General features: G+C 34.2%; 11 protein-coding genes and 3 tRNA genes. 11 read left to right on the forward strand and 3 right to left on the reverse strand.

The window, feature by feature from the left end; genetic code table 11:
* Positions 1–6: 6 nt before the first annotated feature.
* Positions 7–393 carry an RNA-binding S4 domain-containing protein gene (locus H4V97_RS05565; RefSeq protein WP_196851499.1) on the forward strand — a complete coding sequence of 129 codons (387 nt, stop codon included), beginning with the start codon at positions 7–9 and terminating at the stop codon, positions 391–393.
* A 61-nt stretch (positions 394–454) separates the two neighbouring features.
* On the forward strand, positions 455–955 hold the full coding sequence (locus H4V97_RS05570) for a phosphoribosyltransferase domain-containing protein (RefSeq protein ID WP_196851500.1): 501 nt from the start codon (positions 455–457) through the stop codon (positions 953–955).
* On the opposite strand, the gene H4V97_RS05575 is transcribed toward H4V97_RS05570, so the two are convergent.
* A complete protein-coding gene (locus H4V97_RS05575) occupies positions 947–1,465 on the reverse strand; it encodes a shikimate kinase (RefSeq protein ID WP_209549152.1) in 519 nt (172 codons plus the stop codon). The two genes, H4V97_RS05570 and H4V97_RS05575, sit on opposite strands and share 9 nt — an antisense overlap.
* A 126-nt stretch (positions 1,466–1,591) precedes the next feature.
* Between H4V97_RS05575 and H4V97_RS05580 the strand changes: the two genes are divergently transcribed.
* The 9 genes from H4V97_RS05580 to H4V97_RS05620 all read left to right on the forward strand — a co-directional run bounded on the left by H4V97_RS05580 (position 1,592) and on the right by H4V97_RS05620 (position 11,808).
* A tRNA-Lys gene (locus tag H4V97_RS05580) sits at positions 1,592–1,664 on the forward strand.
* Between the two features lie 39 nt (positions 1,665–1,703).
* A tRNA-Lys gene (locus H4V97_RS05585) sits at positions 1,704–1,776 on the forward strand.
* A gap of 43 nt (positions 1,777–1,819) precedes the next feature.
* A tRNA-Leu gene (locus H4V97_RS05590) sits at positions 1,820–1,902 on the forward strand.
* 333 nt (positions 1,903–2,235) lie between these two features.
* The gene (locus tag H4V97_RS05595; protein ID WP_317196492.1) at positions 2,236–2,634 is read left to right on the forward strand and encodes a hypothetical protein; all 399 of its coding nucleotides are present in this window, start codon (positions 2,236–2,238) and stop codon (positions 2,632–2,634) included.
* Positions 2,635–2,756: 122 nt separating this feature from the next.
* Entirely contained in the window at positions 2,757–7,088 is a 4,332-nt protein-coding gene (locus H4V97_RS05600) for a CusA/CzcA family heavy metal efflux RND transporter (protein WP_209549153.1), read from the forward strand.
* 1 nt (position 7,089) lies between these two features.
* Positions 7,090–8,295, forward strand: a complete 1,206-nt coding sequence (locus tag H4V97_RS05605) for an efflux RND transporter periplasmic adaptor subunit (RefSeq protein ID WP_231385446.1) — start codon at positions 7,090–7,092, stop codon at positions 8,293–8,295.
* 7 nt (positions 8,296–8,302) lie between these two features.
* Positions 8,303–9,532 (forward strand): MFS transporter, encoded by a 1,230-nt coding sequence (locus H4V97_RS05610; protein ID WP_196850235.1) that lies wholly within the window; start codon positions 8,303–8,305, stop codon positions 9,530–9,532.
* 362 nt (positions 9,533–9,894) lie between these two features.
* A complete protein-coding gene (locus tag H4V97_RS05615; RefSeq protein WP_196850234.1) occupies positions 9,895–11,472 on the forward strand; it encodes a serine hydrolase in 1,578 nt (525 codons plus the stop codon).
* Between the two features lie 117 nt (positions 11,473–11,589).
* Positions 11,590–11,808 carry a hypothetical protein gene (locus H4V97_RS05620; protein WP_209549154.1) on the forward strand — a complete coding sequence of 73 codons (219 nt, stop codon included), beginning with the start codon at positions 11,590–11,592 and terminating at the stop codon, positions 11,806–11,808.
* Between the two features lie 233 nt (positions 11,809–12,041).
* Here the strand turns inward: H4V97_RS05620 and H4V97_RS05625 are convergent, their stop codons facing one another.
* Positions 12,042–12,209, reverse strand: coding sequence for a hypothetical protein (locus H4V97_RS05625; RefSeq protein ID WP_196850232.1), 168 nt, complete (start codon positions 12,207–12,209; stop codon positions 12,042–12,044).
* Between the two features lie 340 nt (positions 12,210–12,549).
* Entirely contained in the window at positions 12,550–13,086 is a 537-nt protein-coding gene (locus H4V97_RS05630; RefSeq protein WP_196850231.1) for a DUF4252 domain-containing protein, read from the reverse strand.

Here is a 13,086-nt window from a genome sequence, read left to right on the forward strand (position 1 = left end):
AAATTTATGAGAATAGATAAATATTTATGGTGCATGCGGTATTACAAAACCAGAAATATGGTTACGGAAGCTTGCAAAAAGAACCATGTTACCGTAAATGGGCTTGTTGCCAAACCCTCTAAGGAGGTTTTTCCTACTGATAAAATCACATTCAGGAAAGACCAAATCACACAAATCATCACCGTACTGGATATTCCGGAAAATCGGGTTGGTGCTAAACTTGTCGACATTTATCGAAAAAACGAAACGCCTTCCGAAGCCTATGCTCATTTAGAATTATTAAAATTATCGAAAGAGCATTATCGAAAAAATGGAACGGGAAGACCGACCAAAAAAGATCGAAGAGATATTGACGAATTTGGAAACGAAATTAAAACTGATGAAGAAGATTAAAAAAGTTTGGGATCTAAAATTATTCAGAAAATTTAAACTTTTAAACTTTTAAACAAAAACAATGAACAAAAATATCATCTTAACGAATCAAGAAATTGAACACAAAATAAAAAGGATTGCTTACCAAATCTACGAAACATTTGTAGACGAGAAAGAAATAGTCATTGCAGGAATTGCAACTAACGGCTTTACTTTTGCCAAAAAGATTGCACAAGCTTTAGAAACCATTTCTTCACTTAAAGTTTCGCTTTGCGAAGTTCAAATTAACAAACAAAATCCCGAATTACCCATTCACACCTCATTAGACAAAGAACAATATGCTAATAAAGGTTTGATACTTGTGGATGATGTTTTAAACTCCGGTACCACATTAATTTATGCAGTAAGACATTTCATAGACGTTCCTTTGAAAAAATTCAAAACTGCTGTCCTTGTTGACAGAAATCACAAGAAGTACCCTGTGAAAGCTGATTTTAAAGGAATATCTCTTTCTACATCCTTACTGGAGCATGTTCAAGTCGTTTTTGACGAAGACGGAAACAGTTATGCTTATTTAAGCTAAGATACTAACAATATCAAGTACTACCTGATCAATTGTTTTATCATCAACATTCACTTTATATTGTGCCTGATTGTAGTAAAAACTTCTTTCGAAAAGATGCATCGCAATAAACTCCTTCATTTCCTCATCACTTTTATGGGCAATAAGGGGTCTTTTGCTTTTATTAAGGGACAATCTGTTGAACAAAGTCTCTATGGATGCTCTCAAATACAAGGACAATACATTTTCACCTTTTAACAACTCGTGATTATTGGCATAACAAGGCGTTCCGCCACCCAATCCAATTATAATAGGCTCAGAAGAATTCAATAATTCTAGGAAAGACGTATGTTCCAGTTTTCGAAAATAAATTTCGCCATGCTTTTCGAAAATCGCATTTATAGACAAATTTGTTTTGTCTTCGATATATTTATCCAGATCGACAAACGGCATTCCGATGATTTTTGATAGCGTTTTAGCAATAGTGGACTTCCCGCAACCCATATAGCCTAATAATATAATTTTTCTCATAGAATAAAACCTTATAAATTAAGGCGTTAAGATTTATTGATAAAAAAAGACAAATTTATAATAAAATAGCTTGGAAAACTCCAAAATAAGTCCTTATATTTGCACCCGCATTCAAGGAAAGAATATGACTCGATAGCTCAGTTGGTAGAGCACATCACTTTTAATGATGGGGTCCTGGGTTCGAGCCCCAGTCGGGTCACAATTTTAGTGATCAACACATAATTTCCTTGAAAGCATTGACTCGATAGCTCAGTTGGTAGAGCACATCACTTTTAATGATGGGGTCCTGGGTTCGAGCCCCAGTCGGGTCACTAAAAGGTTGTTCGCCATGGCGAATGACCTTTTCTTTTTTTAGGCCACGTGGAGAAACGGTAGACTTGCCAGCTTGAGGGGCTGGTGCTCGCAAGGGCGTGTGGGTTCAAATCCCACCGTGGTCACGAATAAATAAAATACCCAAATTAAATAGTAAAGCTCGTTTTAACTATTTAATTTGGGTATTTTATTTTCAAAGCGGAGCTTTGTTGAGAAGGACGAGGTCAATCTCTACATATAACAAAGTCATGAAAAATCATAAAGTTTACTTGAAATTATTTTTGAAGCATTTTTATTTTCAAAGCGGATCTTTGTTCGGAAAGACGAAGTCAATCCCAAACATGGTCACGAATAAATAAAAAGCGGAGTTTATCTCAATCCTAGACTTTTGGTATTAAGAACAAAAGATAAGCGGATGAAAAATCAAAAAAAACAAACTTTATAATTATATTCGTACCGTGTTACGAAAAACTATTGCCATATCATTTCTGCTTGTCTTTTTGTGTGCCAACACAGAGATGGGGCAATTATTGAAATTACCCAACTTAATACACCACTTCTTAGAGCATCACGACCATGATGATAATGAACCCAATATTTCATTTAGTGACTTTATAATTATCCATTACAATAATAATCAACAACATTCTGACAAAGATGATCATGACAATCATCAAAATTTACCTTTTAAAACATTAAATTCTTCCCTTAATACGGTATTGGATTTTGAAAATCCTACAGTGTTCTCATTTTGCGAACCAACTATTATTTTCATAAATAGTACGGTACCATTTTGTCAGGAATTTTATACTTCAGATGTCTTTGCCTGTATCTGGCTCCCCCCTAAATTGAGTTAATGATTTTTTATTTTTAATAATTAATTGGAGATATCCTAGGTATTTCTGATTTCTTATTTGAAATGCTGTTTGCTATTTATCGCGAATGGTACTTTGTATCCATTTCATTAATTTTAAAAGTTATGCTGAATAAAATCATAGAATTTTCTATAAAAAACAAACTCATCATCGGGCTATTTACAGTTGCTCTTATTGGTTACGGTTGTTATCAATTTACAAAATTACCCATCGATGCCGTTCCGGATATTACCGATAATCAGGTGCAGGTAATCACTTCTGCACCATCGTTGGGCGCAACCGATATTGAGAGACTAATAACATTTCCAATCGAGCAAGCGAATAGTAATATTCCTGGATTAAAAGAAATTCGTAGTTTTTCACGTTTCGGATTGTCAGTTGTAACCATTGTCTTTGATGATGCAACTGATGTGTATTGGGCAAGGCAACAAGTAACCGAAAGATTAAGTGCTGTAAAAGACCAAATTCCAAAAGGTATTGGTTCACCTACATTAGCGCCTGTAACTACTGGTCTGGGGGAAATCTATCAATATGTGGTAAGAGCCAAACCTGGCTTCGAGAAAAAATATGATGTAACAGAGTTACGAACCATTCAAGATTGGATTGTTCGCCGCCAATTATTAGGAGTTGAAGGAGTTGCGGAGGTAAGCAGTTTTGGTGGAAAATTAAAGCAATTTGAAATTGCCATAGACCCAAATAAATTACAATCCTTTAATATTACTATTGCGGATGTTTTCACCGCTTTAGAAAAAAACAATCAAAATACAGGCGGTGCTTATATCGAAAAAGGACCAAAGGTTTTATACATCCGAAGTGAAGGATTAATTAGTACGATTGAAAACATAAAAGATATTGCTATTAAAAATACCACTACCGGTAGCCCTTTATTTATTCGCGATGTTGCAGATGTTCGTATTGGAAGTGCCATTCGTTACGGAGCAATGACCTACAACGGCAAAGGAGAAGTTTCGGGCGCGGTCGTTATGATGCTGAAAGGCGCAAATAGTAATATTGTCATAAAAAACATTAAAGAACGAATTGCACAAATTCGAAAGACCCTACCTGAAGGCGTGATTGTGGAACCCTTTTTAGACCGAACAAAAATGGTCAACAATTCCATTTCAACTGTTGGAAAAAACTTAATCGAAGGCGCATTAATTGTGCTTTTTGTCCTAATCTTCTTTTTAGGAAATGTAAGAGCAGGATTAATCGTTGCTTCGGTTATTCCGTTAGCGATGTTGTTTGCAGTTATCCTGATGAATTTATTTGGCGTAAGCGGAAATTTAATGAGTTTAGGTGCATTAGATTTTGGGCTAATTGTGGATGGCGCTGTAATTATTGTGGAAGCCTGTTTGTTTAGTTTACACAGTAAGAAGAATGGAGAAATAACTCAAAATCAAATGGATGGTGTGGTTCTAGAAACGTCAACAAGAATGCGGAATGTAGCCGTTTTTGGCGAATTAATAATTTTGATTGTTTACATTCCAATTTTCACGTTACGCGGTATTGAAGGCAAAATGTTTTTACCAATGGCACAAACCATCGCTTTTGCTTTGTTCGGTGCTTTTGTTTTGTCACTGACTTACATTCCAATGATGACTTCTTTATTTTTAAGTAAAAAAATTACACACAAACAAAATTTCTCCGATAGAATGATGGAAAAATTAGAAAATTTCTATCAACCTCTTTTAACTAAAGCATTGGGAATTCCAAGAATTATAATAGGAACAACATTAGCTTTATTCGTTTTAGCTATCGTTACACTTTCGTTTATGGGTGGCGAGTTTATGCCGTCACTCGAAGAAGGGGATTTTGCGGTAGAAACAAGGGTTTTACCGGGTAGTAATTTACAAACTTCAATGACGGCAATTTCCCAAGGTGCCAAAATATTATTGGATAAATTCCCAGAAGTACAAAAAGTAGTGGGTAAAACTGGTAGCAGTGAAGTCCCAACCGACCCAATGCCTATCGACGCCAGTGATATGATGGTAATTTTGAAAGACAAAAGTGAATGGACATCAGCATCCACCTTCGATGAATTATCAGCAAAAATGGCCAAAGAACTCGAAGCAGTCCCCGGTGTTTCCTATGGATTTCAATATCCAGTTCAAATGCGCTTTAACGAATTAATGACAAGTGCAAGACAAGATGTAGTCTGTAAAATATATGGTGAAAATTTAGATACATTGGCTTTATATGCTACTAAATTAGGAAAGATCGTCCATACCGTTGAAGGCACTTCTGACCTTTATGTCGAGACGGTTACGGGAATGCCTCAAATTGTAATTGAATACGATCGTCCTGCCATTGCACAATATGATTTAAACATTGAAGACATTAATCGAATAGTCAACACTGCATTTGCAGGACAAAGCACAGGATTAATTTACGAAGATGAAAAGCGATTTGATTTAGTGGTTCGCTTGGCAGGAGAAAAAAGACAAGACTTGGCAGATGTTCAAAATTTATTAATTCCTGCGCCAAACGGTGTACAAATTCCATTATCACAGTTGGCAAAAGTTGCAATTACTGAAGGACCAAATCAAATACAAAGAGAAGATGCCAAACGTAGAATTGTGGTTGGTTTTAATGTTCGTGGTCGTGATGTACAAAGTATCGTAAAAGAATTGCAAGAAAAAGTTGCCACAAAAATAAATTTCCCCGCGGGTTACTATCCTACTTATGGTGGTGCTTTTGAAAATCTAAATGCCGCAAAAGACCGACTGCTAATTGCAGTTCCCATTTCGCTAATCTTAATTTTTATTCTTTTGTACTTTGCCTTTAAATCGGTACAACAAGGACTATTGATCTATTCGGCTATTCCGTTGTCAATGATTGGAGGAATATTCTTTTTGGCAATGCGAGGAATGCCATTTAGTATTAGTGCCGGCGTTGGTTTTATTGCCTTATTTGGAGTTGCCGTTTTGAATGGTTTGGTTTTAATTGCCGAATTTAATCGCATCAAAAAATCAGGAGAGACTGATTTAAAAGCAATTGTTTTACAAGGGACTAAAATACGTTTACGACCGGTTCTTATGACAGCTCTTGTGGCCTCACTTGGTTTTTTGCCAATGGCATTGAGCAATGGTTCCGGTGCCGAGGTACAAAAACCATTGGCAACAGTCGTAATTGGCGGATTGATTGTCGCCACTTTCTTAACCTTATTTGTTTTACCAATTTTATATATTATGTTCGAAAAAGGAATAAAATTAAAAACAGAGAAGATAAAATCCATTACAACAATACTAGCAATTGGGTTATTTTTCATTTTTCAAAATGGAACTGCACAAGAAAAAATTACATTAGAGAAGGCCATTGAAACCGCGCTTTCAAATAATGTAAAAATCAAAAATGGAAAGCTAAATTCAGCCTATCTACAAAAAATGACCAAAACGGGCTATGATATTCCAGATACAGGAATTATTGGAGAATATGGACAGTTTAACAGTGCTATGAATGATATGAAAATCGGAATTTCACAAAACATAAAATTCCCGACGGTTTATAAAAGACAAAAACAGCTTTTAGTGGAAGAGGCTAAAATGGGACAGTGGAATGAAGATTTGCAGCGAAAGGAATTGACAAATCAAGTTACAACCGTATTTTATGAAATAATTTATCTACAGGAAAAAGAAAAATTACTGCAAAAAAGTGATAGTATTTTTTCTGAATTTTTACGAAAATCGATGCTTCGTTTCGAAAAAGGAGAAAGCAACATTTTAGAAAAAGCAACTGCCGAAAATCAATCGGGACAAATAAAACTGCAGTTGAAGGAAATACAAAGCGATTATAAAATGTTTCAATTGCAGTTCAACTATTTGTTAAATGCAGAGACCGATTTTATCCCTTTTGCCCCTATTTTCAAAATGGAATATAATGGAAGTGAGGATGAAAGAACAATTACAGATCATCCGAGTGTAAAATTAAAAGAGCAAGAAGTCAAAAACAATATAGCGCTCGTCTCTTTAGAAAAATCGAAAAGATTACCTGAATTTATTGGCGGTGTTTATTGGCAATCTTTTAAAACCAATACTAGCTTTCAAGATAGTAACACCGGAATTTACGGTCAGTTTGGAATTGCTTTGCCTTTATTTAATTCGGCTATACCGAACAAGCAAAAGGCCTTCGAAATAAATACTCAAATCGCGGAAAATAGTTTAATTAATGAAAAATTAAAACTGCAAAATCAGTATCAGGAATTGCTTAATGAATATAAAAAGGACAAAGAAACCGTATTGTACTATGAAAATCAGGCCTTGAAAAATGTGGATTTGATAACCAATGCGGCCAATAAGAAATTCATTAATGGCGACATCAATTATCTGGAATGGGTAATGCTAATCAATCAAAACACAGCAATTCAAAGCAATTATATTGAAGCGGTCAGAAAAGAAAATCAAACCATCATTATTTTACTGAATTTAATATCAAAATAAAATGACATCAAAGATTATTACATCCGTTCGCCTTTTAGGCTCGGGTCACGAACACAAAAAAAACAATATTAAAATGGTAAGTAAACATCTATTTATAACAATTACGGCCGTTTTAATTCTTTCTTCTTGTGGAAATAAAAAAACAGAAAGCGAAGTTGAAGCCAAACCAACCACCGAGAACACGACGACACTAAGCGATGCGCAACTAAAAAATGCTGGTATTCAAACTGGAAAAATAGAGAAAAAAGAAATATCGGCAACGCTAAAGTTAAACGGAAAAATCGACGTGCCACCACAAAATTTAGTTTCCATTAGTGTACCAATGGGTGGTTATCTGAAAAACACCAAATTACTCGAAGGAATGTATGTGAATAAGGGTCAGGTATTGTGCGTAGTTGAAGACCAACAATACATTCAATTGCAGGAAGATTATCTCTTGGCGAAAGCAAAAATTGGCTATGCCAAAGCAGAATTTGAAAGACAAAAAGAACTCAATCAAAGCAAAGCCAGCAGCGACAAGGTCTATCAACAAGCACAAGCCGAATACAATTCACTTTCGGTGATAGTGCAATCCTATGGAGAGAAACTAAAATTTGCAGGGATTAATCCGAATAATGTTTCGACGAAATCCATTTCAAAAAGCATCAATATTTATTCACCAATAAGCGGATATGTTTCTAAAGTCAATGTAAATATTGGTAAATATGTTAGCCCGAGTGATATTCTTTTTGAAATTGTAAATCCAACAGACATCCATTTAGCACTAACCGTTTTTGAAAAAGACATTAATAAATTAACTATTGGGCAATCCCTTGTTGCTTATACGAACACAAATCCTAGCAAAACTTATCCGTGTAAAATTATTCTAATAGGTCAGGACTTTTCTGAGAATAAAAGTACCATAATACACTGTCATTTTACAAATTATGACAAAGCTCTATTGCCAGGAATGTATATGAATGCCGAAATAGAATTAAACAGCCAACTTTCTAATGTCTTACCATCGGATGCCGTTGTGAATTTTGAAAATAAAAATTACATTTTTGTTGCTAAAGGAAATAAGCAATTTGAAATGAAAGAAGTGAACACGGGAAATACCGAAAATGGTTTTACTGAACTTATTGCAAACGACGATCTTAAAGGTAAAAATATTGTGATAAAAGGGGCGTACGCCATTTTGATGAAAATAAAAAATGTAGAAGATTAATACTAAAATGATAAACATAACAGCACCATTAAAATCCCTTAGAGAACCACTATTTGCAAAATTATATGTGGCGCAAACTATAAGTCTTTTGGGCGATGCGTTTACATGGGTAGGAATCGCACTTTTGGCATTTGAATTTGGCGGTGGTCAATCGGCACAAATATTAGCGACAGCATTGACCTTGCGAGTAACTGCTTTTATCATTTTTGGTTCCTTTTCAGGTGTAATCGCTGACCGATTTAACCGAAAATGGATCATGATTTGTGCTGATTTGGCCCGAATTGTAATTGTGTTTTTATTTCCATTTGTTAAAGAATTATGGCAAGTATATGTACTTATTTTTCTACTCAATGTGTTCAATGCATTCTTCACACCGGCATACAAAGCGAGTATTCCGCAACTGATTTGTAAAAAGGAAAACTACGGAAATGCAATCGCACTTTCCAACGGAACTTGGCAATTATTAGGCATACTTGGACCAGGATTAGCAGGAGGTCTGGCCGTGTTTTTTGGTTCAAGACAATTGTTTTTTTTCGATGGATTTACGTTCGTAATTTCCACATTTTTAGTGTTCTTAATTCCAATGCAATCTTTGAAATACGATAAAATTCAATCGCCTTCCCCTTTCTTAAACATCTGGAAAGACATTAAAAATGGAACTACATTACTATTTAAAAATAGGTCAATTCGGTTTTCTCTATTAATAGAATTAGTTGCGGCAATAGCAGGAGCGCAATTATTGGTAAATACGATAGGACACATCAAAGGCGATTTGCAATTAACCAATATAGAATACGGTTGGGCTATGACCGCTTTTGGGATTGGAGCAACAATAGCAGCATTTTCAGCCAATGCGATTGATAAAACAAAAACGAAAACAAAATTGTTGCTTTTTGGAGCATTTATGTTAGCACTTTCGATTTCATTTGCCAATTATGTACCGTTTAAAGTTTTATTGGTTTTTTGGATAATTGCAGGATTAGGACAAAGCTTTACGGAAATGCCATCACAAATTTTGATTGCTGAGAATATTGATTTAGAGCAGCAAGGCAAAGTGTATGGAAGTCATTTTGCATGGTCACATCTGTGGTGGGCAATTGGTTATCCGATAGCAGGTTTTACTGGTACTTATTTCAAAAATAATGATTTTTTTATTGGAGGAATGGGAACATTACTCCTGTTAACAATACTTTGTTTCTATTTATTTGTGATTAGTAGAAAAAAGGAATCAGTATAATCAAGAATTTACTTAATTTTCAAAATTGGCGTTTTAATTAAAAAAACGTCTTTTCGAAATAGCATTTTTTACCACAGTGCGCTATAAAATGACATGTTGGAATTTTTAAGCTTATTTGCCACTATAAATCCCTAAACTATAAAATCTAGAAAAAATATCTGACCCTCCCGTGTTTCTGCAAATAAAATAACACATCAATTTGTCTATTTGTAGTATCTTTTCTATATATTTGAAACAACCAACCTATTGCTTATCAAATAAGTACACATCAAAAGACATTCTTAGAATAATTTTGCTGGTCCTATGTCCAAGTTAGCAGCAGCCGAACATTACAACCAAACCAGAAAACCAAATATTGAATTATGAAAAAAATAAAATCGTACCTCTTATTATTTACAATTAGTGCATTATTATTAAGTACCAATTTATCGGCTCAAATTACTACATCAGAAGTAGATGCACTGGTAGAAAAAGCAATGAAGGAATTCAAAGTTGTTGGAGTTGCTGTAGCAATTGTCAAAGATGGAAAAATCATTCACGAAAAGGGATATGGCGTAAAATCCATCGACACAAAACTTCCAGTTGACGCATATACCAATTTTCAGATTGCTTCCAACAGTAAGGCATTTACAACTGCGGCTTTGGCAATTTTAGTTGATGAAGGAAAAATATCATGGAAAGATAAAGTGAAAACATATCTACCAGAATTTAAGATGTATAATGATTATGTAACCGAGAATTTTTCAATTGAAGATTTGTTATGCCATCGCAGTGGTTTGGGTCTAGGAGTAGGAGATTTAAATAGTTTCCCTGATGGTTCCAACTTCACTATAAAGGATGTTTTGACGAGTTTCCAATATTTCAAACCGGTCTCTGCTTTTAGAACGCAGTTTGACTATGACAATCAACTCTATTTTGTGGCTGGCGAATTAGTTTCGAGAATAAGTGGAAAGAGTTGGGAGCAATTTGTTCAAACAAGAATTATGACACCCTTGCAAATGAATAATTCCTATTCTACAATTACGATTATGAAAGATAAAACAAATTTGGCAGTACCACATTCCACTGAAGGAATTGGAAACGGTAGTATAAGAAAGATTGCTACCTTTCAAGAGATGATAAACGGAGCAGCAGGCGGTATATTATCTAATGTTGATGATATGTCAAAATGGATGATTATGCAGTTAAATAAAGGCAAGTACGGCGTCAATTTAGAGAAACAACTATTTACCGTAGCAAGACAAAAAGAAATGTGGAAAATTCATACTGTATTGGATGCGAACTCTAACCCAAGGTACAATTCACATTTTGCGGGTTATGGTTTAGGATGGGATTTGACTGATATCAAAGGAAATTTAAGTGTTTCGCATACCGGTGGATTGCCCGGCATGTTATCAAAAGTAAGTTTAATTCCGGATAAGAATTTAGGCATCGTAGTACTAACGAATACTGAAAATGGCGGTGGCGCACTATTTTCGGCAGTTGTCAATACAATTGTCGATAGCTATCTGGAATTGGATAAAATTGATTATGTAGAAAAATACGCCAAAATTATTGCGAGCAGAAAAAGCAATGCCGATTCAATAACTTCTAACGTATGGAAAGAAGTTGAGTTAGCGAAAAAGACCAAAATTAATCTACAAGATTATGTAGGGATATATGAAGACAATTGGTTTGGCAAAATTGAAATATTTTTAAAGGGAGACCAACCATGGTTCAAATCATATCGTTCACCAAAACTAAACGGACCAATGAGTTTTTATAAAGCAAACACTTTTGCTATTAAATGGGAATACCAGGATATGCCTTGTGACGCTTTTGCCATGTTTAGTTTAGACGAGGTTGGGAAAGCACAAAGCATAAAGATGAAAGGTATTTCGCCTGCTATCGATTTTAGTTTTGACTTTCAGGATTTGGACTTGCAACGGGTAAAAAAATAAAAAGCCAGCTTTTAACAGCAACAAGTCGCGGGGAATCGCATCGCACTTAATTTTAAATTTTTAATAAAAAAAATCTTAGTTATCATAGCCTTTTAAGGAATTGGTTTAGAATCATTTGTGTCATCAAAAATAAAAGTTATCAAAGCTGGAAAACTTATTGATATTGAAAATGAAAAAGTCCTGTTTGACCAAATAATTTTGATCAAAGAAAACACTAATAAAAACAAAGGAGTTGCCCGTAAAATACCAGAAAATCCGGGAACAAAATTCACCATAAAAAAATTTACTCAACGCAGTATTATTGGGAAGTTCAAAACCTCTAAATACATCGGTTAATAGAATGGAAAAATAGGCTAAAACACAGAAATAATAAATTAAGTGAATTCCAATGGTTACTGCCAATTTCAATACAAATATTCAATAAGAAAAAATAAAAAAGCGTCCAAAATCTGGACGCTTTTACATTGGATAAATATCTATTTAATTGCTACTTTTTATTTTGAAGCGGAACTTTGTTGAAAAGACGAAAGAAATACTTTTACAACTCATTATATTTTAGCTGATGACATTCAATAGCTTCCTTCAAGCTTTGCTAAAAGAGCCATCACTATTAAAATTCCAATAGATAAACCCGCAGCTATAATAAAAAAGGTACCTAAATATAAAAATAGTTTGTTGTTTTTATACTCTTTTCTTATTAGATCACTATTTCCAATTCTATCTTCAGTTACAGCCATTTTTTAAACAATAATGAATTTATAAATACAATACTAAAAATCTATTTTAATACAAAGGAACTAGTATAATGTTGTTTAGACAATACCAACTTTTAGTGATTTTTTTAAAAATTTAATCTATTGCGTTTATTAATTAAACTAAGATTCCTACAACTCCAATTTCGTATTTAATGACACATAAACACCTCACAAACAGCGTTTAACTTATATTATATATCTTTTAAAACTTATTTAAAAATGCATTATAGGCAAATATCATCGAATCTTATCTTTAAATGATTACCACAAAAAAAGCGCCTCGGTAAATTACCGAGACGCTCATAGTTATATGAAAGTCATTCTATTTTTTAAGCAGTTCCTGCAAAGGTTTTAACTGTTCCATATCGATTTTAGATTCTTTTAAAACCGAAAGCATCGTCATAATATTATTGGGATTCATATCTTTTCCCAGAATTCGAACCACTGCAAAACCCGTTTCTTTCCTATTGGCGAAAAGCACAAACTCTTCTATATGTTCATCTGTACCCACAAAACTTACAGAAGCACCTTCTTTACCGGAACCAAACTTCATAAGCTGTTGGTACTTTTTATCCTTTAAAATCAAATTTACTTTAGCGCGTTCCACTTCAAATTGCGCTTTGTTGGCTCCATTCAGTTTAAAAGCCAATACATTCATCTTTTCAAAGGACTTCAAAGCTCCGTTTTGCTCCGCAGATAGTTTGGCTTTATCCACATTCAATATACTTGGAGAAACATCCAAAGCAATGAAATTCTTGTTTTCTAAATTTTCTACAAAGTATTTCTGCAATGTAGGCTCGGAGTTGCAACTGATCAAAAACAAGCTGAAGAGTAGCGCTATGGTATAAAAAGATTTCAT

It is taken from the genome of Flavobacterium sp. CG_23.5, from assembly GCF_017875765.1.
Classification (GTDB): domain Bacteria; phylum Bacteroidota; class Bacteroidia; order Flavobacteriales; family Flavobacteriaceae; genus Flavobacterium.

Coding starts and splice junctions, on each gene's coding strand:
- H4V97_RS05605 (WP_231385446.1), top strand. CDS start 7,090: ATGACATCAAAGATTATTACATCCGTTCGCCTTTTAGGCTCGGGTCAC.
- H4V97_RS05625 (WP_196850232.1), bottom strand. CDS start 12,209: ATGGCTGTAACTGAAGATAGAATTGGAAATAGTGATCTAATAAGAAAA.
- H4V97_RS05600 (WP_209549153.1), top strand. CDS start 2,757: ATGCTGAATAAAATCATAGAATTTTCTATAAAAAACAAACTCATCATC.
- H4V97_RS05565 (WP_196851499.1), top strand. CDS start 7: ATGAGAATAGATAAATATTTATGGTGCATGCGGTATTACAAAACCAGA.
- H4V97_RS05630 (WP_196850231.1), bottom strand. CDS start 13,086: ATGAAATCTTTTTATACCATAGCGCTACTCTTCAGCTTGTTTTTGATC.
- H4V97_RS05570 (WP_196851500.1), top strand. CDS start 455: ATGAACAAAAATATCATCTTAACGAATCAAGAAATTGAACACAAAATA.
- H4V97_RS05575 (WP_209549152.1), bottom strand. CDS start 1,465: ATGAGAAAAATTATATTATTAGGCTATATGGGTTGCGGGAAGTCCACT.
- H4V97_RS05615 (WP_196850234.1), top strand. CDS start 9,895: ATGAAAAAAATAAAATCGTACCTCTTATTATTTACAATTAGTGCATTA.
- H4V97_RS05610 (WP_196850235.1), top strand. CDS start 8,303: ATGATAAACATAACAGCACCATTAAAATCCCTTAGAGAACCACTATTT.